The following is a 24,869-nucleotide window of genomic DNA, read 5'->3' as shown; positions in this document are numbered from 1 at the left end:
GTCGGGAGAGGGGCGGCGGCTCAGCCCGCGCTATGTCGGTACATTCTGCGCGGATGGCCAATCTTGCCGTATTGCATCTCCACGCTGAGAAAACCGCTCTCCACGCAGTGTTCCAGATAGCGGCGGGCGGTGGTTTTACTCAGCCCCGTCGCACTCGCGACTTCGTCCACCGAAAAGCAGCGCAGCGTATGGTGGCTAAAGAGATTTTGCACCCGCGCCAGCGTATTCCCCTCGATGCCTTTGCTGCCGCTATCCTGGCGGTAGTTTTTCGCCTGCAGTTGATACAGGGAATCCACATTTTGCTGATCGACAATCTTCCATACCCGCTGCTGTTCAGCAAACTGCATAAAGCGCTCAAGCGACTGGTTCAGACGCTTCCACGATACCGGCTTGAGGATGTAGTCGAATGCGCCGTTGCGGATAGCCAGGCTACAGGTATCCATATCGCTGGCGGCAGTGATAAAAATGACCGAACAGTGGGTACGTGCCAGCATCGCATTATCGATAAGCGTGATTCCTTTTCCGTCCGGCAGGTAGTTATCCAGCAGCACCAGCTGCGGTCGCTTACTCTCAATTTGCGTCTGCGCGTCGGCCAGGGATGAGGCAATGCCCACCAGCCGCAGTCCCGGATGTTTGCCAATCAGCTCCGCATGCAGCAGCGCCAGGGCGTGCTCGTCTTCCACGATCAGTACATCGATAAGTTCATGTTGCATAGTCGGTCTCTTCCAGTTCCCGTTCCGGGCGCCAGGCGGTTCCCGTGGCGGGAATAAACAGTGAAAAAATCGCGCCGCGGGGCATATTGTCGGCGACTTCGATCGCCCCGCCAGCCTGGCTGACATAGCTGTCGATCAGGTACAGCCCGATACCGTGGTCGCCGCAGGTTTTGGTGGTGATGCCGCGCTCAAATATCCGCTCGCGCAAGGCGGGCGTAATGCCGACCCCCCGATCGGCCACTTCGACGATCAGCTCTTGCGCATTCAGCTTGATCAGCACCTCTACCGGCTCGTGCGGCAGCGGCGCGCGCTGCGTCGCCTCAATGGCGTTATCCAGCAGGTTGCCGATAATTGAAATCAGCTCTGATTCGGCAAGTTGCCCGAAGGGTCTTTCCATCCGGCAGGTCGGATCGAAGCTGAGTTGCACCCCTTTTTCGCGGGCGCGGGAGGCCTTGCCTAGCAGCAGACCGCACAGCGTTGGTGAATGAAAGCGCGACGAGATAAAGTCCAGCAGCTCCTGGGCATGTTCTGACTGGGCCTGAATAGAGTGGATGGCTTCCTCATAGCGCCCCATATGCAGCAGGCCGGAGAGGGTGGTCATGCGGTTGAGCTGCTCGTGGCGCATGATGCGCAGATTGTCGACGTAGCGTTTTACCTGGCTGAGCTGGGCGCTGAGGGTGTCTATCTCATTGCGATCGCGAAAGGTAATCACCCAGCCCTGCAGCGAATCTTCCAGCATGATCCGTACGCGGCTGGCGATCACCGTCAGATCGTTGAACCGACAGATCTCATCATGCGTGTCCCGTTGCAACATCGTTGGCGGCGAGAAAAAGGGGACGGGGGCGATCACCTGGCCGATCGGCTGTCCGCGTAGCTGTCGGGCGGGTTGGTTCAGGCCCAGCAGCTTCCGCGCCGCCTGGTTGATCACCTCGATCCGCAAATGGTCATCGATAGCGATCACCCCTTCGTAGATAGACTCCATCATCGCCTTTTGCTGGCGCACCAGCAGGCCGATTTCACGCGGCTCCAGCGAGAAAATTTGCTTCTTAATGCTGCGGGTGAAAAACCACGAGAACACAAACAGGGCCACGAGCAGCAAAATGGCAGCGATCAGGATATTGACGGCTTTACTGACGGTGATGGTATCAAGGTAGCTGGTGAGATAGCCCACGGAGACAATACCCACCACCTGACCATCTTCGCTGAAGACAGGTGCTTTGCTGCGCAGCGAAATCCCCAGACCGCCCTGGCGAATGGTGGTGGTGGTTTCGCCCTTCAGCACCTCCTCGTTATCGCCGCCGACAAGCAGAGTGCCGACCCGGTCGGCGAAGGCCGAATGAAACAAATGACGGCCCTGGTTATCGCCGACGACAATAAAACTGGCGTCGCTGCGCGCCGCTATTTTTTGCATAAAATTAGTGATTGCAGGAATATCCTTTCTGGCGATATTTTCGCGTAATACAGGGATGATGGCGATTTCTTCTGCTTGTATTTTTGCCCGCATGCTCATTTCCATATACAACTGTTTTTCGACATCAATATAATAATAGCCTCCCAACAGCACCAACAGTACTGAGAAAAAGGCCGTCAGTGAAATGAACAGCTTTATTTGAAATGACATTTTCATCGCTATCACGCAGGCTATCAATGGAAGTGGCTAATATATCATCTTTTTCCCGGCTGGCATCTGCTTTGCCGGAAACTTGTGATCCTTTGCACAAGCGCCCGGCACGCCGAAAATATTGCTGCCGCAGCATATCTTAAATTTACGTTAATAAATGTTATTCGTTTGTTCACTTTAGAAAATAAACCATAAAAACCACGCTGATAAATAAACTGTGAATCACATAAAATAAAAGAAACCATTAAAACCATAGCCCCCATTAAAGTTTCGGTTTTAATATGCTGAACCTCACATTAAGTCTGCTTTGGGCACATTAAGCTGCCTGCACAAAATAACCAAGGGGCTTAATTATGAGCACGACTGACGATTCTTTCTCTGTTACTCAGGACCCAATTGATATTCACAAACCTTCGTTCAAAGAGCGCTGGTGGCATATTATGGATAGCTGGAAAGTGGGGATCATTCCTTTACCGCTGTTTGTTCTTGCCGGGCTGCTTATCGCCATCGATTGTCTGGGGGGGAAGTTACCGAGCGATATCGTGGTGATGGTTGCCACGCTGGCGTTTTTTGGTTTTGCCTGCGGCGAGTTCGGTAAACGCCTGCCGATCGTCGGCAAACTCGGCGCGGCGGCGATTTGCGCGACCTTCATCCCTTCGGCGCTGGTCTACTATGGCCTGCTGCCGGATGTGGTGGTGGAGTCCACCACCAAATTCTACAAATCCACCAATATTCTCTACCTCTACATCTGCTGCATTATTGTCGGCAGCATCATGAGTATGAACCGCACGGTGCTGATCCAGGGCTTTCTGCGCATCTTCTTCCCGATGCTGTGCGGTGAAATTGTCGGCATGATCGTCGGCATGGGCGTGGGGCTGGCGCTCGGCCTTGAACCGTTCCAGATCTTCTTCTTCATCATCCTGCCGATCATGGCGGGCGGCGTGGGCGAAGGGGCGATCCCGCTCTCGATAGGCTATGCGACGTTACTGCATATGGATCAGGGCGTGGCGCTGGGACGCGTCCTGCCGATGGTGATGCTCGGCGGCCTCACCGCCATTATCATCTCCGGCTGTCTGAACCAGCTTGGCAAACGCTATCCGCACCTGACCGGTGAAGGCCAGCTGATGCCCAACCGCGCGAATAGCGATGAAACCGCTGCACAGCCTGCCTCCTCCGGAAAAGTCGACGTCACCACCATCGCCTCCGGCGCGCTGCTGGCGGTACTGCTTTATATGCTGGGGATGCTGGGTCACAAGCTGATTGGTCTGCCTGCACCGGTTGGCATGCTGTTTATGGCGGTGCTGGTGAAGCTGTTTAACGGCGTCTCCCCGCGCATTCTTGAAGGTTCGCAGGTGGTCTACAAATTCTTCCAGACCTCTGTGACCTATCCCATCCTGTTTGCCGTCGGCGTGGCTATCACCCCGTGGCACGAACTGGTCGCCGCTTTCACCGTCAGTAACCTGCTGGTGATTATCAGCACCGTCTCTGCGCTGGTGGCGACCGGTTTCTTCGTCGGCAAAAAGATTGGCATGCACCCGATTGATGTCGCCATCGTCTCCTGCTGCCAGAGCGGACAGGGCGGAACCGGCGATGTGGCGATTCTGACCGCCGGCAACCGTATGAGCCTGATGCCGTTCGCCCAGATTGCCACCCGTATCGGCGGTGCGATTAACGTCTCAATCTCGCTGCTGATTCTGGGCAACTTCCTCGTTTAAGTTTTCAGGAAAAAACAATGAAACTCGCAAGCTTTATCTATCAGGGCGTCCGCAGCTTCGGCATCGTCAAAGCGGAAGGCATCATTGATTTAGGTCGCCGTCTCGGCGACCGCTACAGCGACCTCAAGGCGCTGTTGCAAGGCAACGGGCTGGCGGAGGCCACCCGTTATCTCCATGACGCGGTGGATGTGCCGATGGAGGCCGTCACCTTCCTGCCGGTGATTGAACAGCCGGAAAAGATCCTCTGCGTGGGGATGAACTATGCCGATAAGCGCAAAGAGTTCGATCAGCACAACCCGGCGCCGACGCTGTTTGTCCGCTTTGCCGATTCCCAGACGGCGCACAACGCGCCGGTATTGAAACCGCGCCATTCCCGCGAATTTGACTACGAAGGCGAGCTGGCGGTGATTATCGGCAAAGGCGGCGAGAACATCCGCCGCGAGGAGGCGCTGCGCCATGTTGCCGGCTACAGCTGCTACATGGATGGCTCCGCACGCGACTGGCAGCACAGCTGGTTTACCGCGGGGAAAAACTGGCGGCAGACCGGCGCATTCGGCCCGTGGATGGCGACCGCTGATGAGATCCCGGATCCGCATCAGCTGACGATCCGCACCTGGCTGAACGGCCGCGTGGTGCAGGATGACAACACCAGCAGCATGATCCACAAGGTGGCGGAGCTGATCGAGTACATCAGCACCTTCACCCGCTTAAGCCCGGGCGATGTGATCATCACCGGATCGCCGGGTGGGGTGGGGAAAAAGCGTAACCCGCCGCTGTTTATGCAGGAGGGCGATCGCATCGAGGTTGAGATTGAGCATATTGGCCATCTCAGCAATGTGATCATGGAAGCGCCAGCCAACCCGCTGACGACGGCACACTGAGTAAGGCGTGAAGATGGACTCGCAACCCGCTATCGACTTTCGTTTCACGGAAGTCGCCCAACACCCGGAACGTCTGAGCCAGATTCGTTACCTGCTGACGGACAGCGGTCTGGGGATGGACAACGATATTACGCTGTTTGTTGAAGCCTGGTGCGCAAGGCAACTGGTGGGCTGCGCGGGGCTGGCCGCCAACGTTATCAAATGCGTGGCGGTCGATGAGCGGCTGCGCGGTGTGAATCTCAGCGCGCGGCTGCTGGCGGAAGTGGAAAACGTCGCCCTCGCGCGCGGCCATTTTCATCTCTTCCTCTGCACCCGGCCCTGTAACGAGGAGCGCTTTTCCCGCAGCGGCTTCTGGCCTGTCGCCCGCAGTGGCAATAACGCGGTATTGATGGAGAACACGCCGCAGGGCATCGCCCGCTACTGCCGTTCGCTGCGCGGTGAGCGCCGGCCCGGCAAGGATATCGGGGCGATTGTCATGAACGCGAATCCGTTCACGCTTGGCCACCGCCATCTGGTGGAACACGCGGCGGCACGCTGCGACTGGCTGCATCTGTTTGTGGTACGCGAAGATGCCTCCTTCTTTCCGTTCGCCGCGCGTCTGGAGATGGTTCGGGCCGGAGTGGCGCATCTGGCGAATGTCTCCGTACACGAGGGCTCGCAGTACATCATCTCGCGTGCCACTTTTCCGGCCTACTTCCTCAAAGAGAGCGGAAAAGTGCAGCAGGCGTGGAGCGAAATCGACGTGCTGATCTTTCGCGACTACATCGCGCCCGCTCTCGGCATTACCCATCGTTTTATCGGCTCCGAGCCGTTTTGCGATATCACCCGTCAGTACAACCAGACGCTGCATGAACGGCTGGCTGGCAGCATCGACGTGGTGGAGATGCCGCGCATCAAGGCGGCAGGGAGCGCCATTTCGGCCTCGGAAGTCCGCCGTTTACTGAAGACAGAACAGTATTCTCGTATTCGGGACATTGTCCCGGAATCCACTTTCGCGCATCTCGAAGCGCACTACAGCGCGGAAGTCGCTTAATTATCAGGAAACTACCATGAAAATTGTAAGGGAGGCGCTGGCCGGTACCCAGGAGTCCAGCGACCTGATGGTGAAAATCGCCCCCGCCGACGGCGAGCTGGAGATTGTCATCCACAGTGAAGTGATAAAGCAGTTTGGCGAACAGATTCGTCAGGTGGTTGAGGAAACGCTGCGCGCCATGGCGGTGCGGCAGGGATTGATTATCATCGAAGACAAAGGGGCGCTGGATTGCGTCATTCGCGCGCGCCTGCAAAGCGCGGTGCTGCGCGCCGCCGATGAGCCGCATATCGACTGGAGGACACTGTGATGAACAGGCTCCGTCGTAGCATGTTATTCCTGCCGGGCGCTAACGCAGCCATGCTCTCTACCGCCTTTATCTATCGTCCGGATTCGATCATGTTCGATCTTGAGGATGCGGTGGCGCTGCGCGAGAAAGACAGCGCGCGCCTGCTGGTCTGGCATGCGCTCCAGCACCCGATGTATCAGGATATCGAAACCGTGGTGCGCATTAACCCGCTCAGCACGCCGTTTGGCTTGCTGGATCTGGAAGCTGCCGTACGGGCTGGCGTGGACGTGATCCGATTGCCGAAAACCGATACCCCGGAAGATATCGACGAACTGGAAAGCCACCTGGTGCGTATCGAGCGCGACTGCGGGCGCGAAGTGGGCTCCACCCGCATCATGGCGGCGATTGAGTCGGCCGTTGGCGTCATTAACGCCGTCGCCATTGCCCGCCGTTCCCCGCGGCTGATTGGCATTGCGCTGGCGGCCTTTGATTATGTGATGGACATGCAGACCGAACGCAGCGATGGCACCGAACTGTTCTACGCCCGCTGTGCGGTACTGCATGCCGCGCGGGCAGCCGGTATCGATGCCTTCGACGTGGTGTGGTCAGATGTGAACGACGAAGCCGGATTCCTGCGCGAAGTCGAGTTGATCCGCAAGATGGGCTTTAACGGCAAATCGTTGATTAACCCGCGTCAGATTGACCTGCTGCACAATGCGTATGCGCCAACCCGGCAGGAGGTCGAACACGCGCAGTTAGTGATTGAGGCCGCGCAGGAGGGGGAACGCAATGGCCTGGGCGTGGTCTCGCTCAACGGCAAAATGGTCGACGCCCCGATAATTAACCACGCACAGAGAGTGCTGGAACGCGCGGCCGCCTCCGGCGTGCGCCGTTAAGGATAAAACAATGAACCAGACAGAACTTCTCCATGCGGCTTTCCCCCATCTGCGGGATTTAAAACCGTTTGATTCTGCCCTCAGCGCCACGCCATGGCTGGCCGACGTGGAGGAAAAACATCGTCGTAAGCTGTGTGAATCCCTCGAGGAGGCGGTGGCGCGCAGCGGCCTGCAGGATGGAATGACTATCTCTTTTCACCATGCTTTCCGTGAAGGCGATCGAGTGATTAACAACGTGGTGGCGCAGCTGGCGCAAATGGGTTTTAAAGGCCTGACGTTGGCTTCCAGTTCACTGATGACCTGTAACGATGCGCTTATCGAACATATCCAGAGCGGGGTGATTCGCCGCATTTATACCTCCGGGATGCGCGGGAAACTGGCGGAGGCTATCTCCCACGGCGTGATGGATGAGCCGGTGCAGATCCATTCCCACGGCGGGCGGGTGAAATTATTACAGGATGGTGAGCTGAACATTGACGTCGCGTTTCTCGGGGTACCGTGCAGCGATGAATTCGGCAATGCCAACGGCACCCACGGGCGCTCCTGCTGTGGTTCGCTCGGCTATGCGATGGTCGATGCGCACTTTGCCCATAAAGTGGTGCTGCTGACGGAAGAGCTGGTGCCGTTCCCCAATATGCCCGCCAGCCTGATGCAGGATCAGGTGGATTACATTGTGCAGGTGGATAGCGTGGGTGACCCGGCGAAGATCAGCGTCGGCGCGGCGCGCGTCACCAGCAATCCGCGTGAACTGATGATCGCCCGCTATGCGGCGGATGTGATTGAGCATGCCGGTTATTTCCGTAACGGCTTCTCCATGCAGACCGGTTCTGGCGCGGCGGCCACCGCCTGCACCCGCTTTATGGAGGAGAAGATGGAGCGCAGCGGCGTGAAAGCCCGTTTTGCGCTGGGGGGGATTACCGGCAGTCTGGTGGATCTGCATGAGAAGGGGCTGATTGAAAAGCTGCTCGATACCCAGTGCTTCGACGGTCAGGCGGCCGCTTCGCTGGCGCGCAACCCCAATCACGTGGAGATCTCCACCAACGTTTATGCCAACCCGGGCAGCAAGGCGGCGAGCTGCGACCAGCTGGACGTGGCTATTCTCAGCGCGCTGGAAATCGACGTCGATTTCAACGTTAACGTGATTACCGGTTCCGATGGCGTCATGCGCGGCGCGTCCGGCGGTCACTGCGATGTGGCGGCGGCGGCCAACCTGACGATTGTCGTCGCCCCGCTGCTGCGTAGCCGCATTCCCACGGTAGTGAAGCGAGTGACGACGCGGCTGACGCCGGGAGAAAGCATCGATGTCCTGGTCACCGACCACGGCATTGCGGTGAATCCGGCACGACCGGAGATCCGCGCGCGCCTGATTGCCGCCGGGATGAACATCGTCGATATCGACGCGCTGTATGCGCGGGCTATCTCGCTCTGCGGGGTTCCCAGACCGATTGAGTTCACCGACAAAATCGTCGGCGTCATTCGCTACCGCGACGGGCGGGTGATCGATACCGTGCGTCAGGTTAAGGAGTAGCAACATGATAACCGCGACACCCGTGGAGGCGGGTGTCAGCCTGGAGGCGTGGCTGGCGGCGAAAGAGTGCCGCGCGGCGCGCCAGGCTGACTGGCTAAGACGTTATCAACAGCCGATTATTTCGCTGACCCTGGTGACGCCGGGAACGGTAAAAAATAGTCTCCGTTACCGTAATACGATGGGCGTGGCGCTCCAGATGTGCGACCAACTGCTATGGGAGAATCGCTGGCCGGTGCGGGAGCGCCAGGTGCTGTGGCTCCCGACGGGGCCTGAAGCGATGTGGTCCGTGGCGCACCATGCCCCGGAGATTAAGGCTCACTGCGTGGCGCTGGAGCAGAGTCATCCGCTCGGCAGGTTGTGGGACCTGGATGTGATCTGCCCGCAGGAGGGCCACGTTGGCCGCCTGTCGCTGGGGCTGCACATGCGCCGCTGCCTGGTGTGCGATGAGCCAGCGCATGTCTGCTCGCGCTCGCGCAAGCATCCGGTCGGGCAGGTGGTGGCAGGCGTGGAGAAGATAATCAATGACTGGTTTGCTCGCGACTAAGTGCGGTGCCATTGACGTTCCTCGTCTGGCGGAAGAGGCCCTGTGGCAGGAGCTGGAGCTGACGCCCAAACCAGGGCTGGTCGACCGACTCAACAACGGGGCCCACCACGACATGGACCACGCGCTGTTTGCCCGCAGTATTACCGCGATTACGCCGTGGTTCTCCCGCTTTACCAGGCTAGGGAGCGACTGCGCCGACCAACCGCCAGGCGAGCAGCTGCGCCTGCTGCGCCCGATGGGCATGGCCTGCGAGCAGGCGATGTATGCCGCCACCGGCGGCGTGAATACTCATAAAGGGGGGATATTTTCTCTCGGGCTGCTCTGTTTTGCCGCCGGAAGAGTGCGGGAGGTGACCGCATCAAGCCTCTGTAGCGAAGTGGGGATGCTGTGTCAGGGGCTGGTGGCGCGCGAACTGGCGGGTCGCAGCGCGGCAGCAACCGCAGGCGAACGTCAGTTTCAGCAACTGGGCTTAACCGGCGCACGCGGTGAAGCGGAAAGCGGTTTTGCGACGGTGCGTCGTGTCTTGCCGCAGTGGAACGGCCGCCAGCTGCATGATTTGCTCCTGCGCCTGATGGCGGTGAATCCGGACAGTAATCTGGTGTCGCGCGGCGGCATTGAAGGGCTGCGCTACGTTCAGGGCTACGCGCGGGAATTACTGGCTAACGGCTGGGATCGCGAGACGTTGCTTAAGATGGATAAGGCATTGATTGAACGCAATCTGAGCCCGGGCGGCAGTGCGGATTTGCTGTCGGTGGGGTGGGTGCTCTCTGCAATAAAATAGCCGGGTGGCGCTAACGCTTACCCGGCCTACGGTTTGCGGTTTGTAGGCCCGGTAAGGCGTAGCCGCCACCGGGCACAACACATCAAGGATCAATGCGCAATCGGCTGCGCACCGTTCGGCACGCGAACGTGCTTGTACTTGAACAGCGCGATGAAGGCAATGGCCAGAACCAGCGAGTAGGCGGCGAAGATCAGCCACACGGGCTGCCAGTCGGTAATGCCGTTGGTGGTATACATCTCGACAACTTTCCCGCTCACCACGCCGCCGAGGATACAGCCGAAGCCGTTGGTCATCATCAGGAACATCCCCTGGGCGCTGGCGCGGATTTCGGGTCTCACCTCTTTCTCGACGAACACCGAACCGGAGATGTTGAAGAAGTCGAAGGCGCAGCCGTAAACAATCATCGACAGAACCAGCAGCACGGTGCCGAACGGTGTCGGATCGCCATAGGCGAAGAGACCGAAGCGCAGCATCCAGGCGAAAATACTGATAATCATCACGTTCTTGATGCCATAGCGGCTCAGGAAGAACGGGATAGTCAGTATGAACAGGGTTTCGGAGATCTGGGAGATAGACATCATCACCGATGCGTGCTCAACGATAAAGCTCCCGGAGAACAGCGGGTTATTATCGAAGCTGTGCAGGAAGGTATTCCCGAACATGTTGGTGATTTGCAGCTCTGCGCCTAACAGCATGGAGAAAATAAAGAAAATCGCCATCCGCTTGTTTTTAAACAGGGCAAAGGCGTCGAGGCCAAGCATGCTGCTCCAGCTCTGGTTTTTTTGCTGATTGGAGACCGGAATGTGCGGCAGCGTCAGGGTGAACAGCGCGAGGACCACGGAGAGCGCCGCGCCGATGTACAGCTGCATGTGGCTCAGTTCGAAACCTGCGAAGCTGACGCCCCACATCGCCATGATAAAGCCAATGGTGCCCCAGATACGAATCGGTGGGAAATCCGTCACAATATCAAGACCGGCGGATTTCAGGCGGTAGTAGGAAATCGTGTTGATTAAGCCCAACGTTGGCATATAGGCCAGCGAGTTAAGCAGAATCACAAAGAACATCTCCCCCGGCGTGGTGACCTGGGCCGCCATAAACAGCGTACCGGCCCCCACCAGATGGCACAGCGCGTAAACCCACTTCGCGCTGATCCACTTATCCGCCACGATACCCAGCAGCGTTGGCATCAGCACCGCCGCAATGCCGAGTGAGCTGTAAACGGCGCCGATAGACGCACCGTCGAACTTGAGCGTCACAAACATATAGGAGCCAAGTGTAGTCAGCCAGCTACCCCACAGGCAGAACTGCAGAAACGACAATATTTTAAGCTGCAGCTTAAGGTTCATGTTATTTTCCTCACGAGTAAGCGGGGGATGTGTTTTGATAATTACATTCGGGGTTGCAATTTGATGAAATCCTATCAGTTAACGCCGCGATGTTTTGTTACCTTCCGCAAAAAAATGCAATCCCCATTAATTTGCAGATTAGATTGTGATGCAAATAACATTTTCCTATGGAGAAGATGGGGGAAACGCGGGAAAACCTGGCCCTTTCACGTCTGGAAAGGGCCGGGCGAGGAGACAGACTTATTTCCGGCGATAGGATTTCTGCGCCGTATTGACCTTATAAAGATAGCGGCGCGATTCCGCCGACGGGTGACGGTTGGTGAGGGTGGAATAGACATCCCCCGGCGTCATGCTGTTGATAATATTGGCTGCCTGGATCTTATCGCTGGAGAACACCCGCAATACGCTTCCCGCGCCGCCGTTATACGCGGTGATCACGGCATAGCGGCGCGAGGTCGGATTATCAATACCTGACAGATACACATTATTCAGCATTGCCAGATAGGCGGTGCCGGTATCAATGTTATTCTCCGGATCGAAGAGATAGCTGCGGCTCGGCAGGCCCGATTTCCCCTGCGCGCGGAAGACATCTTTCCCGGCGCTGTGCTGCACAACCTGCATCAGGCCCAGCGCGTCAGCATGGCTCACGGCGTACGGGTTGAAAGAGGATTCGGTCTGCATAATCGCCAGAATCAGCGACTCATCGACGCCATACTTGCGCGCCGACTGGCGAACGTAGCCGATATACTTATGCGCGCGTTTGTCGAGGTGGTTCGGCACCAGATTAATGGTGATGCTGTAGATCATCCGCAGGCCGTTGCTGCGGCTTTTCAGCCGCGTTTGCAGCAGATAATCGGCATAGCGCGAGGCCCGCCACTCCCAGCGAATCGGATCGCCGTGGTTATCCACCACCTGTCCGTACAGGAACGGCTCTTTCGAAATCTGGATATCGTCGGCATCGGAATAGAGGTCGATTGACCCCGGATCGTCGCCCATCAACAGCGTCTTAATGATGGTCTGGCGTAAGCGCCCGGTCGGATCGGTACCGGCGATGGTCTCGACGGTGATGGTGCCCTCATCAAAGTTGATGTGGCTACGGGTCTGATACTGATCGGTATACTTAACGTAGTCTTTCGGCCCGGCGAGCAGGACTTCGTTATAACCCCAAATATTTTCGATGTTGTGGGCGAACTGGCCCATCAGGATATCGAAGCCGTTGGTGTCCTTAACCCAGGCTTCGTTATACCCATCGCCCTTTTTATTTGAGCTGGAACACGAAACGAGCAAAGGCGCAATGAGCGCTAGCGCTAAATATTTTTTCATCATTCCGGGAGTGTGCGTTGTGTTTGTTGTGCTTAAGAGTCAGAGGACTCTTACTTTTTTTCAGGCGGCGTGTAGCCTTCAATATGCACATCTTTCCCTTCAAACAGGAACTGGATCATCTCCTGTTCCAGCAGCTTGCGATGCTCCACGTTCATCATATTGAGCTTTTGCTCGTTGATTAACATGGTTTGCTTGTGCTGCCACTGAGCCCACGCCTCTTTCGAAATCTCGTTATAGATGCGTTTGCCTAACTCACCCGGATACAGCTGGAAATCCTGGCCATCCGCTTCACGCTGCAGGAAAGTACAAAAAATCGTTCTGCTCATTAGTCATCCTCTTTAGTCGCCAGAAAGCTATGCAAGAGCCCCAGCCTTCAACTGTTGCAACAAGCGCTCCACGGGAGCCGCCAGTCCAACCGACGGCGGCTGCGCTAAGTTATACCAGAGTGCGCTGCCTTCATCCATGCATGCGCCAGATGAATCTATGCTAAGCCACATCGGCACAATATCCAGATGGAAATGGCTGAAAGTGTGGCGGAACGCGGTCAATTGCGTCAGATTATCATCCTTTATCCCACGCTGAGCCAGCCATTCGCGCAGCGCGGCCTCCTCTTCAAACTGCGGAAAACAGAATAATCCGCCCCATAAGCCGACCGGTGGACGCTGGGAAAGCAACACCTCGTTGCCGTGCTGCATCAGCAGGAAATAGCCCGTTCGCTCCGGAATGGTCTGCTTCGGTTTTTTGCCCGGATATTGTGCCCATGTATGATTTGCGTAAGCGATGCAACCGTTACTTAACGGACAAAGTTCGCATTTCGGTTTTGAACGGGTGCAGACTATCGCCCCCAGATCCATCATTGCCTGGTTAAAGCGCTCGACTCCTTTTGCCGGCGTGACCTCTTCACTTATCTGCCATAATCGTTTCTCAACCTCTTTTTTCCCCGGCCAGCCGTTGACCGCATAGCAGCGGGCCAGCACGCGCTTCACGTTGCCATCGAGAATCGGGTAATGCTTGCCAAGGGAGAGGGATAAAATCGCCCCGGCCGTGGAACGCCCGACGCCGGGCAGCGCCGCCACTTCATCAAAGGTTTGCGGGAATTCGCCGCCGTGCAGGCTCGCCACCTGCTGCGCCGCCTTATGTAAATTGCGCGCGCGGGCGTAATAGCCCAGGCCGGTCCAGAGATGCAGCACTTCATCCAGCGGCGCCTCGGCCAGATCGATAACCGTCGGGAAGCGCGCCATAAAGCGTTCAAAATAGGGAATAACCGTGGCGACCTGCGTTTGTTGCAACATCACCTCGGAGAGCCATACTTTGTAAGGCGTTTTACCCATTTGCCATGGCAGGGTTTTACGCCCGTATTTGTCGTACCAGTCCAGCACCTGGGCTGAAAATTGCGTGGCGAGAAAAGTCAAAGCTACAGCTCCGGAATCGCGATATCAGGGTGGCAGATTGCAGCATAAGGGCGACAGGCTGTAAACCCTTGCATCCGTCGGTTAACTTTGGATAATGCCCGTTTTCCGCACACTCTCACAAGCAGACCTAACTTTTATGAAAAACGACGTCATATCTCCGGAATTCGATGAAAACGGCCGCCCGCTGCGCCGTATTCGTAGCTTCGTCCGCCGCCAGGGCCGCCTGACCAAAGGGCAGCAGCATGCGCTGGATAACATTTGGCCGGTGATGGGCGTTGAGTTCAACGATGCGCCGCTCGATTTCGCCGCGCTGTTTGGCCGCAATGCGCCGACGACGCTGGAGATAGGATTCGGCATGGGCGCTTCGCTGGTGGCGATGGCGAAAGCCAGGCCTGAACAGAATTTCCTCGGTATCGAAGTGCACTCGCCGGGCGTCGGCGCTTGCCTGGCCTCCGCCGAAGAAGAGGGCGTACACAACCTGCGCGTGATGTGTCACGATGCGGTCGAAGTGCTCCACACCATGATTGCGGATAATTCTCTTAACATGGTGCAGCTGTTTTTCCCTGACCCGTGGCATAAAGCGCGGCATAATAAACGCCGTATCGTACAGGCGCCTTTTGCGGAGCTGGTAAAAAGCAAGCTCAAGTTGGGCGGCGTCTTCCACATGGCGACCGACTGGGAGCCGTATGCCGAGCATATGCTGGAAGTGATGTCATCGCTGGAAGGGTATCGTAACCTGTCAGAAAGCAACGATTATGTACCGCGCCCGGAATCGCGTCCGGTAACCAAATTTGAACAGCGTGGTCATCGTCTTGGCCACGGCGTATGGGACTTAATGTTCGAGAGGGTGAAATAATGGCAAAGAATCGTAGCCGTCGTCTGCGTAAAAAAATGCATATCGACGAGTTTCAGGAAATCGGTTTTTCCGTCGCGTGGCGTTTTCCGCAAGGGAGTACTGAAGAGCATATCGATAGCACCGTCAATGACCTGATTGAGGAGGTGATTGAGCCGAACAAACTGGCGTTTGACGGCAGCGGTTACCTCTCCTGGGAAGGGCTGATCTGCATGCAGGAAATCGGTAAATGTACCGAAGAGCATCAGGCTATCGTGCGTAAGTGGCTGGAAGAACGCGGGCTGACCGATGTGCGCACCAGCGAACTTTTTGACGTCTGGTGGGACTAAGTTTGACAAGGGTCGGCAACTGCCGACCCGTTTTGTCTTAAGGGAGTTTTATGATGCGCAAAACGCTGCTGGCGGTGGCGCTGTCCGTTACCGCTCTGTCCGCCCACGCGGACTACCAATGTAGCGTCACGCCGCGTGACGACGTGATCCTCAGCCCGCATCAGGTGCAGGTCAAAGGGGAGAACGGCGATCTGGTGATTAAGCCGGACGGCAATCTGACCTATAACGGAAAACAGTATCCTCTGACTGCGGCCCAGCGCGAGCAGGCCGAGGACTATCAGGCCGGCTTGCGCAGCAGCCTGCCGTGGATTGATGACGGCGCGCGTTCACGCGTCGAAAAAGGGCGTCAGGCGCTGGATAAAATCATTACCGAACAGGTTGGCGCCAGCAGCAGTATGCATGGTCGTCTGACCAAACTTGATGCGCAGCTGAAAACCCAGATGAACCGCATTATTGAACGTCGCAGCGACGGCCTCACTTTCCATTACAAAGCGATCGATCAGGTGCGCGCCGACGGCCAGCAACTGGTTAATCAGGCGATGGGCGGCATTCTGCAGGACAGTATCAACGAGATGGGCGCGAAGGCGGTTCTGAAAGGCGGAGGCAATCCGCTGCAGGGGATCCTCGGCAGCCTCGGCGGCCTGCAAACGGCGATTCAGGATGAATGGAAAAATCAGGAAGCGGATTTCCAGAAATTTGGCAAAGACGTTTGTAGCCGGGTCGTCTCCCTTGAAGACAGCCGCAAGGCGCTGGTGAGTTCCCTGAAATAACGTTCTTTGCGGTGTGCCGCGGCTCTCGCCGGGGCACACCGCGTACACCTCTCAGGCGCGTCCGTGCGATACGCGGGAACGGCGGGCCAGCGAGTCAATAATCACCGCAATCGCCAGAACGCAGCCGGTAATGATGTAGCGCAGCGATGACGGCAAATTCAACAACGTCAAACCATTCGAAATCGACTGAATCACGATGATCCCCAGCAGAGCGGACCAGGCGCTGCCGCGCCCGCCGAACAGGCTGGTGCCGCCGATAACCGCCGCCGCAATGGCGTTCAGGTTCACGTCGCCGGTCCCGGCCTGTTGGCTTGCCGAGGCCAGCCGGGAAGCGGCCAGAATACCGCCGAAGGTGGCGAACGTGCTACAGAGCACAAAGGCGCTGACGTAAATAGCCCGCACGTTGATCCCCGAACGGCGTGCCGCTTCGCGGTTGCCGCCAACGGCAAACATGGAGCGCCCCCATTTTGTCCGCTTGAGCGCATAGTTGAGCAGCATCACGAAGGCAACGAACAGGCCGAAAATCCACGGCACGCCGCGCCCGAGATTGAGATAGAAAACGGCGGCTTCAAAAATCACCGTCAGCAGAATCGCGCGCAACAGCAGCGAGCTGACGGCTTCCGCCGACAGGTTCGCCGCCAGGCGGCGCGTACGCGTTTTGAGGCCAAATATCAGCATCGCCAGTCCGGGCAACAGCGCCATAAGATGAGAGAACCAGCCCGGCATCACCAGTAGCTGGCCAAAGCGCACCAGCGGCGAGGCGTAGGGCAGGTTAATGCTACCGCTGGGACCGAGGATATACAGCTGCAGCCCGAGCAGGGCCAGCAGGCCGGCGAGCGTTGCCACGAAGCTTGGCATACCGACGCGGTTATACAGCAGAGCGTAAAGCAGCCCGACGGCGAGACCGCACAGCAGCGCCACGGCAATCGCCGCGGCAACCGACCAGCCGGCATTAACCCACAGTACGCCAACGATCGCCGAAGAGAGCCCGCTCATTGAGCCCACCGAAAGATCGATTTCGCCGAGCATCAGTACGCAGACGATCCCCAGCGAGATAAATCCCACGGTAGCGCAGTCAAAAAGCAGGTTAACGAGGTTATTGGGGGCGATATAGACCGGGTTGAGCCAGGTGAAAACCAGGGAGATAACGATCAGCCCGGCGATGACCGGCGCGGTACCCAGATCGCCGGTTTTGATACGATTGATCTGCGCACGTACCACGCCGAACAGGCCGTCGTTGTGCCGGACGCGCTCATCGCTGCGATCAAGAGCGGGGCGGGATGCTGTCTTGCTGTTCATAAAATTAAATCACTCCGCAAGTGCCAGACTGCGATTTCCGTTCGACGCGACGTGACACGGCATTTTCTGTTGCGCCGGTAATGGCCGCCACCAGATCCTGGTTTGAGGCGTCGGGGGTAAAGATGCCTTTATTGCGTCCGAGCCGCAGCACCACGATGCGATCGGCCACCGCACGGACATCTTCCATGTTGTGGCTGATGATAATGACGCCGAGGCCGCGCTCGCGAACGCGCTCAATCAGGTTGAGTACTTCCGCCGTCTGGGCCACCCCGAGCGCGGCGGTGGGCTCATCAAGCATGATGATTTTCGGGTTCATCAGCAGCGAACGCGCAATTGCCACCGTCTGGCGCTGGCCGCCGGAAAGCGAGGCAATCGGCTCGCGCACCGACGGGATTCTGGCCGCCAGCTCCTGCAATAACGTCCACGCCCGTACCTCCATCGCCACTTCGTCCAGCTGCAATGGCGAAATCTCGTGGCCTAAAAACAGGTTCGCGACGACGTCGAGATTTTCGCACAGCGCTAAATCCTGAAAGACCGTGGCGATACCGTACTCCAGCGCCTTGCCCGGACTGTCGAGAGTGATGACCTTGCCGTCAAACTCAATAGTGCCGGTCGTGGGCTGGTGTACGCCGGCGAGAATTTTCACCAGCGTGGATTTTCCCGCGCCGTTATCGCCCACCAGCGCGACCACTTCGCCGGCATGAACCTCCAGCTCGATATCCGTCAGGGCGGAGACCGCGCCGAAGTGCTTAGAAACATGACTCAGTTTCAAAATAGGTTGCCTGGTGCTGGCGACAATGTCTTGTTGTTGCGACATAAAAAAGACCTCAATGATGGCGAAACTACGCCCGTCGGCGACGACGGACGCAGGGGCAGCATTACTTCTCAATACCTAATTTCTGGCAGGCCGCGGTGTATTCACCGGTACACACCTGAGCGTAGGTCTGGATCTTTTTATCGAAAATTTCCGCTTTGATATTTTTGGCGGTGATGACCGCCGGGGTAAACAGCTGAGAAGGCGTGTTGTACAGCGTGGTGCTCGCCTGCGGTTTCTTACCCTGCATGAGTTCCACGGCCACTTTCGCCGCCGCGGCGGCAACGATTTCTGACGGTTTGGAGATGGTGTTGTACTGGTCGCCAGCGATGATGAGCTGCAGCGCGGCAATCGTCGCATCGTTACCGGTGACCGGCGGAACCGGCTGTACGCCGGCGGCTTTAAAGGCGGCAATGGCGCCGCCGCCGGTGCCGTCATTGGCCGCGACGACGCCTTTAATTTTGTCCCCGAAGCGGGTTATTTGCCCGGCGGCCCACTCCTGCGCTTTTGGCGGCGCCCATTCCGGCGTATCAAACTCCGCCAGCGTTTTATACCCCGACTCTTTCAGGCCGCGATGGATACCGTCGCGAATCAACCCGGCGGCGGCATCGGTCGGCGAGCCGTTAATTTGCAGAACGCCGGCATCTTTCGCCACGCCGCTCGCTTTCAGATGGTCGACCAACGATTTAGCAATCGCATAGCCGATGCCTTCGTTATCAAACGAGACGTAAAAATCGGCAGGCTTGCCGGGGATCGGGCGATCGTAAGCGATCACTTTAACATCCTGAGCCTGGGCATTTTCGACCAGCGCCGCCGCCGCGGAGGAGTCCACCGGATCGAGGACGATAATTTTCGCCCCCTGGGCAATGACCGAATTGAACTGCTGCTGTTGCAGCGTCGCGCTGGCGTTAGCGTTTTGATAAATGACCTTACACTCTGCACACAGTTTGCTCATTTCCGCTTTGAAACCGGGGAAATCATGCTGCTCATAACGCGTGGAGGCCTGGTCGGGCATGAGAAATGCCACGGTAGCGGATTCGGCGGCTTGCGCCGAGGCGGCGATACCACCGGATATGGTGGCGAGTGCGATAAAAATATTACGGTAATTCATTATATTACCCTCTTTTTTATATGCTTGAGCCCGCCGGCCGGAGCCGACGTCATAAAGACTTTTTTAATAAGAGTTACTAATAATTCACATGTAGGATACTTCGGTTTTACATTTGCTCAACCGATGAAGCAGGATTACCACCGCGCTAAAACGGAGTCAAGAAATGGAAAAAAGTCGATGCGGATTTGTGATTGGCTGCAAAGAATTGCATAAAAAACGATCGGGCAATTTGACCGGTTCGCGGACAAAAAACGGACGGAGAAGTGGGGGAGCAAAGAACAACCACGGACGGTCGAGGACCGCCCGTGGGGATTACTCTTCGCTGAGAAACAGTTCCAGCAGCGAGTTTAAAAACAGCTTGCCGTGCTCGGTTATCTGCCAGTTGTGCTCATCTTCCGCCAGGTAGCCTTGGGCGATGGCGGCATCAATTTGCGGCCGGATCACGCATTCTTTCAGACCGGTATAGCGGCTGAATTCACTGCGTGGCGCCGCTTCCAGCAGACGGAAGCGGTTCATAAAGAACTCGAAGGGTTTGTCGGCGGCTGCCACGTCATGCTGGCGCTCGAGGTAGCGACCTTCCATATAGCCCCGCGGATGGCGCGTTTTTGCCGTACGCAGAATGCGCCCGCCCGGGAAGGTGATTTTCCCGTGCGCGCCGCAGCCGATACCAAGGTAGTCGCCAAAACGCCAGTAGTTGAGGTTGTGCTGGCACTGGTAGCCCGGCTTCGCGTAGGCCGAGGTCTCATACTGCTGATAACCTGCCGCCGTCAGCAGACGATGTCCCTGCTCAAAGATATCCCACAGGGCGTCGTCATCCGGCAGCACCGGCGGACGGGAGCCAAACAGGGTATTCGGCTCAATGGTTAGCTGATACCAGGAGAGATGCGGCGGATTCAGCTCGATGGCCTGACGCAGATCGTCCAGCGCCTCTTCCAGCGACTGATCCGGCAGGCCGTGCATCAGGTCGAGATTGAAGCTGCGCAGCCCGAGACCACTGGCCAGTTGCGCCGCCCGTTTCGCCTCTGCGGGGCCGTGAATGCGGCCCAGGCGTTGTAGTTTCGGTTCGCTAAAGCTTTGCACACCGATGGAGATGCGGTTGACGCCCGCCCGCTGGTACTCCACGAAGCGATCGGCCTCCACGGTGCCTGGGTTGGCCTCCATGGTGATCTCCGCACCCGCGGCCAGCGGCAGGCAGTCGCGCACGCCGTCGAGCAGGGTTTGCATCGCCGGCCCGGAGAGCAGGCTCGGCGTTCCTCCGCCGATAAAAATCGTGCCGATCTCACGTCCCTGGGCGTAGGCGGCATCGGCCCGCAGGTCGGTCAGCAGATGCTGCACATAATCGTCGTGCGGCACCTCGCCTTTTAGCGCATGCGAGTTAAAGTCGCAGTACGGGCATTTCTGCACGCACCAGGGAATATGAATATACAGGCTCAGAGGCGGCAAATTAGCCATTACGTAATGCTTCCAGTAACAGTTTTAACGCGCGCCCGCGATGGGAAATCGCGCTTTTTTCTTCACGGCTCAGCTCCGCCGCGGTCTTGCCCTCGGACGGAACAAAGAAAATCGGATCGTAGCCGAAACCACCGTTGCCCGCCGCCTGACGGGTAATGACCCCGGGCCAGCTGCCGTGACAAACAACCGGCGTCGGGTCGGCAGCATGGCGCAGATAGACCAGCACGCAGTGGAACTGCGCCTGACGCTGGTCGTCCGGGACCTCCTTCAGGGCATCGAGCAGCTTTTCCAGGTTCTGCTGGTCGCTGGCGTCTTCCCCGGAGTAGCGAGCAGAATAGATCCCCGGCGCGCCGCCCAGCGCATCTACCGCAATCCCTGAGTCGTCGGCAATTGCCGGTAAACCGGTTATCTGCGCGGCATGACGGGCTTTCAGAATCGCATTTTCGATAAAGGTCAGTCCGGTTTCCTCGGCGGAATCCACGCCCAGATCGGTTTGCGCAACGATATCCAGTCCAAAATCTTCCAGCAGCGAGGCCAGCTCGCGAACTTTCCCGGCGTTACCGGTGGCGAGAACAACTTTTTGCATCATTAATCCTGTCTATTTTGTCAGTGCCGCGACCGCAGTCGGGATCTGTTGCGGGTTGATGATTTTTATCTGTTTGTGGCGGCCAAGCTCCCCTTTTTCAAGCAGAACCTGGCTTTTCGCGACACGAAACTGTTTGGCGAGGAATTTAACCAGGTGGGCATTGGCCTGGCCATCTACGGGGGGAGCGGTAATGGCGACTTTCAGTTCGTCGCCATGTAAACCAACGATGCTGTCACGGCTGGCCTTGGGCTGAATATACAGCCGCAACACCAGCCCGTCGGCGCAGGCTTCGACGGCACTCATAGCGCCATCCACAGCCCCGGAAGCAGGACGTTACCCGTCGCCTGCAGCAGTTCGGCGATGCCCATATTGACCACGTACAGCAGCAGCACCAGCACCATCGGCGAGAAGTCGATACCCCCCATCGACGGCAGCATTTTGCGGATCGGGCGCAGCAGCGGATCGGCCAGTTGCATCAGAACAAACTCCACCGGACTACGACCCTGGCTTACCCAGCTCATGATAGCCATCAGCAGCAGCACCCAGAATATCAGCAGGCCGACGGTCTTTATCAGAATCAGCAGCGCGGAGATCCAGATAATCGGCTGGAAGGTGACCACCATAAACAGCACGATGGCTTTCACGACGCAGAGAATAAAGGCGACCAGCAGCGAGGAGCTGTCGATGGGCCCCATGGCCGGGATAATGCGTCGCAGCGGCCCCACGACAGGCTGGGTGACCTTAACGATAAACTGCGAAAACGGGTTGTAAAAATCGCAGCGTGCCCACTGCATCCAGACGCGTAGCAACATGATCATCGTGTAGAGTTCAATGACCGTTGCCAGCAGGAAAGTCAACGTCTTCATGGCGTTCCTCAGATTCCTTAATTTTTGCTGTAGTCGCGCGCACCGAAAATTGCGGTACCGATGCGCACCATCGTGCTTCCCGCCGCGATTGCGGCTTCCATATCATCCGACATGCCCAAAGACAACGTATCGACCGTAGGGTATTGCGTTTTCAATCGCGCAAATGCTACCGCCATTTGTTGGGCCACGGCAAACTGCCTTACATATTCTGACTCAGGCGCCGGAATAGCCATTAACCCGCGTAGCTGCAGGTTGGGCAGAGCGGCAATCTCCGCTGCCAGCGCATCCAGCGCTGACAGCGGAAGGCCCGACTTGCTCTGTTCGTCACTAATGTTTATTTGAATCAAGACATTAAGCGGCGGAAGATGCGAAGGGCGCTGCTCGCTAAGCCGCATGGCGATTTTCAGACGATCGACGGTGTGGCACCAGTCAAAATGTTCCGCCACCAGACGACTTTTGTTGGACTGCAGCGGCCCGATAAAGTGCCACTGCAGCGAACAGGTGCCCGCTTCCTGGAAGTAGCGGATTTTTTCCACCCCTTCCTGGACGTAGTTTTCGCCAAAAGCCACCTGGCCTGCGGCTATCGCTTCTTCAATCGCACTCGCAGGCTTAGTTTTACTCACTGCAAGCAACGTAATTTCTTCTGGAGCGCGGCCGCAGCGTGCGGCAGCGTCTGAGATTTTGTCCCGGACCTGTGCCAGGTTATGCGCAATATCGTTCATATTCCGAGGATGTGTTATGGAGCTGGAAGAAATCGTGGCCCTTAGTGTAAAGCATAATGTCTCCGATCTACACCTGTGCAATACCTCGGCAGCGCGCTGGCGTCGGCAGGGAAAGCTTGAGCCGGCGCCATTTCACACGCCGGATATCGTGAAATGGCTTGATACGTGGCTCGATGAGCATCAGCGCGCGCACTGGCTGGCCAACGGACAGGTCGATTTTGCCTTAGCCCCCGTCGGCGTACCGCGCCTTCGCGCCAACGCATTTTCTCACGCTCAGGGGATTTCGTTAGCGCTGCGCCTGTTGCCGGAAAGCTGCCCCCGGATTGAGGCGCTGCATGTGCCCGCGGCGCTGACGGAACTGCTGAATGAAGAAAGCGGTTTGATTCTGGTAACCGGCGCCACCGGCAGCGGTAAGTCGACCACGCTGGCGGCGATGGTCAATCATCTCAACCAGCAGCGCGAAGGGCATATTCTGACCCTTGAAGATCCGGTGGAGTTTGTCCATCACAGCGAGCGATGTCTGATTCAGCAGCGTGAAATCGGGCGCGACTGCCCCTCTTTTTCCTCGGCGCTGCGGGCGGCACTGCGCCAGGATCCCGATGTGATTCTGCTGGGTGAGCTGCGCGACAGCGAAACGATCCGCCTGGCGCTGACCGCTGCCGAGACCGGACATCTGGTGATGGCCACGCTGCATACCCGAGGTGCAGCGCAGGCGATTGAGCGACTGGTGGATGTCTTCCCCGCGCAGGAAAAAGAACCCATACGTAGCCAGCTAGCGGGAAGTTTATGTGCGGTGCTGGCACAAAAATTACTGCCGACAGCATCAGGGGGAAGAGTTGCGCTATACGAGCTTTTGCTGAATACCCTGGCGGTAGCGAATTTGATCCGCGAAGGGAAAACTCATCAACTGCCGGGGGTGATGCAAACCGGGCAACAAGCCGGCATGCTGACTTTTACGCAAAGTTTTCAACAGCGTGTGGCAGCGGGTCTGTTATAAGCGCTGTTTTAATATTCAGTTGTCATGCCAGTGCGTTGTTATCGTAATGTTTTATGAATGTTTGCGGTTATTAGGGATGAATATCACATACGACTAAATGACTACGTCAAATTAATGACCCCCATGAAATGGTAGTTGACATTTTTCTCGCAAAATAAAGAAAAAAATAAGATTATCTTTTGACACTTTTCATATGTTCGACTTATGCTGTTTGTGGAGATAGGACGTTTCCTATGAAATATTGTTTTAAAATGTAAATTTATTAATTTTTTGTAATTTTAAGTTTAATTCATTTAACCACTATGATGGTGGGTATTTGCTAAGGAGAGTTTTAAGTGATTAATTTTTCAGGTAATTCATCCAATTCTTGTCAGATTGTTTTTATTACTCATCCGTCAATTCAGAGTAAGGCGTTTGCCACTTACCTGACCGATACTTTGTCGGTTATGGTGACGCTTCATAATATTAACAAACCGCTAACTCAACGGTTGCCGAAAGAATCAGTAATATTATTTGATATTGCTGTATCGAATAAAAAGCTCAATGGGCTGTGGCGAGATCTTATTCGGTCTTATGCGGAAAATCCGCGACTGCTGATTATCAATAGCGCACAAAAATATGAGCTTTATGAAATGACGCAGTGGCCTGCGCTGTACGGCGTTTTCCGCCATGACGATGATGAATCGCGTTTAATTGAGGGCATTAAGGCCGTACTTAATGGCGAACAGACGGCTGAATTGAGCGTGATGCACCCGGCGATGTATGCCGTGGATCAGACATCGCTGCCGACGGAGAGGTCGCCGCTGACCGAGCGTGAATGTGAAATTCTCAATGAATTACGCTGCGGCGCAACCAATATGGATATTGCTCGTGCGCTGTTTATCAGTGAAAACACGGTACGCACGCATCTGTACAATGTTTTCCGTAAGCTGAGCGTAAAAAACCGCACCCAGGCCGTCAGCTGGGCGAATGAACATTTGCGTCACTAGGC

28 protein-coding genes are annotated in these 24,869 nt (G+C 56.8%); 13 read left to right on the top strand and 15 right to left on the bottom strand.

The annotated features are described in order from the left end of the window. Positions 1-20: 20 nt before the first annotated feature. Genes FNY10_RS21100 through FNY10_RS26660 form a run of 3 tightly spaced genes read right to left on the bottom strand, consistent with a single transcriptional unit; the run spans position 21 to position 2,470 of the window. On the bottom strand, positions 21-713 hold the full coding sequence (locus tag FNY10_RS21100; protein WP_100683455.1) for a response regulator: 693 nt from the start codon (positions 711-713) through the stop codon (positions 21-23). Further along, entirely contained in the window at positions 703-2,340 is a 1,638-nt protein-coding gene (locus FNY10_RS21095; RefSeq protein WP_131048569.1) for an ATP-binding protein, read from the bottom strand. The genes FNY10_RS21100 and FNY10_RS21095 overlap by 11 nt, the downstream gene beginning before the upstream one ends. Further along, complete coding sequence (locus tag FNY10_RS26660; RefSeq protein ID WP_202395387.1) at positions 2,249-2,470, bottom strand: hypothetical protein; 222 nt, start codon at positions 2,468-2,470, stop codon at positions 2,249-2,251. Before FNY10_RS26660 ends, FNY10_RS21095 begins: the two co-directional genes overlap by 92 nt. A 217-nt stretch (positions 2,471-2,687) precedes the next feature. On the opposite strand from FNY10_RS26660, the gene FNY10_RS21090 reads away from it, so the two are divergent. From FNY10_RS21090 to citG, 8 genes are read left to right on the top strand one after another with little or no spacing between them, the layout of a single operon-like run. Continuing rightward, positions 2,688-4,049 (top strand): 2-hydroxycarboxylate transporter family protein, encoded by a 1,362-nt coding sequence (locus tag FNY10_RS21090; RefSeq protein ID WP_100683453.1) that lies wholly within the window; start codon positions 2,688-2,690, stop codon positions 4,047-4,049. Positions 4,050-4,066: 17 nt separating this feature from the next. Then, the gene (locus tag FNY10_RS21085) at positions 4,067-4,930 is read left to right on the top strand and encodes a fumarylacetoacetate hydrolase family protein (protein WP_160703276.1); all 864 of its coding nucleotides are present in this window, start codon (positions 4,067-4,069) and stop codon (positions 4,928-4,930) included. Positions 4,931-4,943: 13 nt separating this feature from the next. After that, on the top strand, positions 4,944-5,963 hold the full coding sequence (citC, locus tag FNY10_RS21080) for a [citrate (pro-3S)-lyase] ligase (protein ID WP_131048571.1): 1,020 nt from the start codon (positions 4,944-4,946) through the stop codon (positions 5,961-5,963). Between the two features lie 16 nt (positions 5,964-5,979). Next, positions 5,980-6,270 (top strand): citrate lyase acyl carrier protein, encoded by a 291-nt coding sequence (gene citD, locus FNY10_RS21075; protein ID WP_100683450.1) that lies wholly within the window; start codon positions 5,980-5,982, stop codon positions 6,268-6,270. After that, the gene (gene citE, locus FNY10_RS21070; protein ID WP_004867558.1) at positions 6,270-7,145 is read left to right on the top strand and encodes a citrate (pro-3S)-lyase subunit beta; all 876 of its coding nucleotides are present in this window, start codon (positions 6,270-6,272) and stop codon (positions 7,143-7,145) included. Before citD ends, citE begins: the two co-directional genes overlap by 1 nt. Before the next feature lie 10 nt (positions 7,146-7,155). Continuing rightward, positions 7,156-8,673: a citrate lyase subunit alpha gene (citF, locus tag FNY10_RS21065; protein ID WP_160703274.1), complete on the top strand. Its 1,518-nt coding sequence runs from the start codon at positions 7,156-7,158 to the stop codon at positions 8,671-8,673. A gap of 4 nt (positions 8,674-8,677) precedes the next feature. Further along, complete coding sequence (gene citX / locus FNY10_RS21060) at positions 8,678-9,217, top strand: citrate lyase holo-[acyl-carrier protein] synthase (protein ID WP_131048572.1); 540 nt, start codon at positions 8,678-8,680, stop codon at positions 9,215-9,217. Then, positions 9,195-9,998: a triphosphoribosyl-dephospho-CoA synthase CitG gene (gene citG / locus FNY10_RS21055; protein ID WP_141963475.1), complete on the top strand. Its 804-nt coding sequence runs from the start codon at positions 9,195-9,197 to the stop codon at positions 9,996-9,998. The genes citX and citG overlap by 23 nt, the downstream gene beginning before the upstream one ends. Positions 9,999-10,087: 89 nt before the next feature. Here citG and FNY10_RS21050 read toward each other — a convergent pair whose 3' ends face one another. The 4 genes from FNY10_RS21050 to mutY all read right to left on the bottom strand — a co-directional run bounded on the left by FNY10_RS21050 (position 10,088) and on the right by mutY (position 14,079). Beyond that, complete coding sequence (locus tag FNY10_RS21050) at positions 10,088-11,344, bottom strand: nucleoside permease (protein WP_131048574.1); 1,257 nt, start codon at positions 11,342-11,344, stop codon at positions 10,088-10,090. 240 nt (positions 11,345-11,584) lie between these two features. Continuing rightward, positions 11,585-12,667 carry a membrane-bound lytic murein transglycosylase MltC gene (gene mltC, locus FNY10_RS21045; RefSeq protein WP_100683445.1) on the bottom strand — a complete coding sequence of 361 codons (1,083 nt, stop codon included), beginning with the start codon at positions 12,665-12,667 and terminating at the stop codon, positions 11,585-11,587. Positions 12,668-12,717: 50 nt separating this feature from the next. Continuing rightward, entirely contained in the window at positions 12,718-12,993 is a 276-nt protein-coding gene (locus FNY10_RS21040) for an oxidative damage protection protein (protein ID WP_004867532.1), read from the bottom strand. A gap of 27 nt (positions 12,994-13,020) precedes the next feature. Beyond that, on the bottom strand, positions 13,021-14,079 hold the full coding sequence (gene mutY / locus FNY10_RS21035) for an A/G-specific adenine glycosylase (RefSeq protein WP_100683444.1): 1,059 nt from the start codon (positions 14,077-14,079) through the stop codon (positions 13,021-13,023). A gap of 136 nt (positions 14,080-14,215) precedes the next feature. On the opposite strand from mutY, the gene trmB reads away from it, so the two are divergent. The 3 genes from trmB to FNY10_RS21020 are packed head-to-tail and all read left to right on the top strand — an operon-like array spanning position 14,216 to position 16,031. Continuing rightward, positions 14,216-14,935 (top strand): tRNA (guanosine(46)-N7)-methyltransferase TrmB, encoded by a 720-nt coding sequence (trmB, locus tag FNY10_RS21030; protein ID WP_131048576.1) that lies wholly within the window; start codon positions 14,216-14,218, stop codon positions 14,933-14,935. Next, complete coding sequence (locus FNY10_RS21025) at positions 14,935-15,261, top strand: YggL family protein (RefSeq protein WP_131048577.1); 327 nt, start codon at positions 14,935-14,937, stop codon at positions 15,259-15,261. Before trmB ends, FNY10_RS21025 begins: the two co-directional genes overlap by 1 nt. A 50-nt stretch (positions 15,262-15,311) precedes the next feature. Beyond that, positions 15,312-16,031, top strand: coding sequence for a DUF2884 domain-containing protein (locus tag FNY10_RS21020; protein WP_131048578.1), 720 nt, complete (start codon positions 15,312-15,314; stop codon positions 16,029-16,031). A 51-nt stretch (positions 16,032-16,082) separates the two neighbouring features. Here the strand turns inward: FNY10_RS21020 and FNY10_RS21015 are convergent, their stop codons facing one another. The 8 genes from FNY10_RS21015 to FNY10_RS20980 form a co-directional block, all read right to left on the bottom strand. Then, on the bottom strand, positions 16,083-17,330 hold the full coding sequence (locus FNY10_RS21015) for an ABC transporter permease subunit (protein WP_160703270.1): 1,248 nt from the start codon (positions 17,328-17,330) through the stop codon (positions 16,083-16,085). Between the two features lie 4 nt (positions 17,331-17,334). Then, positions 17,335-18,147, bottom strand: a complete 813-nt coding sequence (locus FNY10_RS21010; RefSeq protein WP_131048580.1) for an ATP-binding cassette domain-containing protein — start codon at positions 18,145-18,147, stop codon at positions 17,335-17,337. Between the two features lie 61 nt (positions 18,148-18,208). Beyond that, a complete protein-coding gene (locus FNY10_RS21005) occupies positions 18,209-19,255 on the bottom strand; it encodes a sugar ABC transporter substrate-binding protein (protein WP_100683438.1) in 1,047 nt (348 codons plus the stop codon). A gap of 312 nt (positions 19,256-19,567) precedes the next feature. Then, positions 19,568-20,707 carry a radical SAM family heme chaperone HemW gene (gene hemW / locus FNY10_RS21000; protein WP_160703268.1) on the bottom strand — a complete coding sequence of 380 codons (1,140 nt, stop codon included), beginning with the start codon at positions 20,705-20,707 and terminating at the stop codon, positions 19,568-19,570. Then, complete coding sequence (locus FNY10_RS20995) at positions 20,700-21,293, bottom strand: XTP/dITP diphosphatase (protein ID WP_100683436.1); 594 nt, start codon at positions 21,291-21,293, stop codon at positions 20,700-20,702. Before FNY10_RS20995 ends, hemW begins: the two co-directional genes overlap by 8 nt. 12 nt (positions 21,294-21,305) lie before the next feature. Then, positions 21,306-21,596: a DUF167 family protein YggU gene (gene yggU, locus FNY10_RS20990; protein ID WP_032690761.1), complete on the bottom strand. Its 291-nt coding sequence runs from the start codon at positions 21,594-21,596 to the stop codon at positions 21,306-21,308. Further along, the gene (locus FNY10_RS20985; RefSeq protein ID WP_100683434.1) at positions 21,593-22,159 is read right to left on the bottom strand and encodes a YggT family protein; all 567 of its coding nucleotides are present in this window, start codon (positions 22,157-22,159) and stop codon (positions 21,593-21,595) included. Before FNY10_RS20985 ends, yggU begins: the two co-directional genes overlap by 4 nt. 17 nt (positions 22,160-22,176) lie before the next feature. Further along, positions 22,177-22,881: a YggS family pyridoxal phosphate-dependent enzyme gene (locus tag FNY10_RS20980; protein WP_131048583.1), complete on the bottom strand. Its 705-nt coding sequence runs from the start codon at positions 22,879-22,881 to the stop codon at positions 22,177-22,179. A 16-nt stretch (positions 22,882-22,897) separates the two neighbouring features. Here FNY10_RS20980 and FNY10_RS20975 point away from each other — a divergent pair, with 16 nt between their 5' ends. Together FNY10_RS20975 and FNY10_RS20970 are read left to right on the top strand one after the other, a co-directional pair. Continuing rightward, entirely contained in the window at positions 22,898-23,878 is a 981-nt protein-coding gene (locus FNY10_RS20975) for a type IV pilus twitching motility protein PilT (RefSeq protein WP_141963483.1), read from the top strand. Between the two features lie 335 nt (positions 23,879-24,213). After that, positions 24,214-24,867 (top strand): LuxR C-terminal-related transcriptional regulator, encoded by a 654-nt coding sequence (locus tag FNY10_RS20970; RefSeq protein ID WP_160703266.1) that lies wholly within the window; start codon positions 24,214-24,216, stop codon positions 24,865-24,867. Positions 24,868-24,869 lie beyond the last annotated feature (2 nt).

Source organism: Klebsiella sp. Lac1 (assembly GCF_009825425.1).
GTDB lineage: Bacteria > Pseudomonadota > Gammaproteobacteria > Enterobacterales > Enterobacteriaceae > Klebsiella > Klebsiella electrica.
The sequence above is the reverse complement of the archived record's forward strand: the minus strand, read 5'-3'. Positions and strand labels throughout refer to the sequence as shown.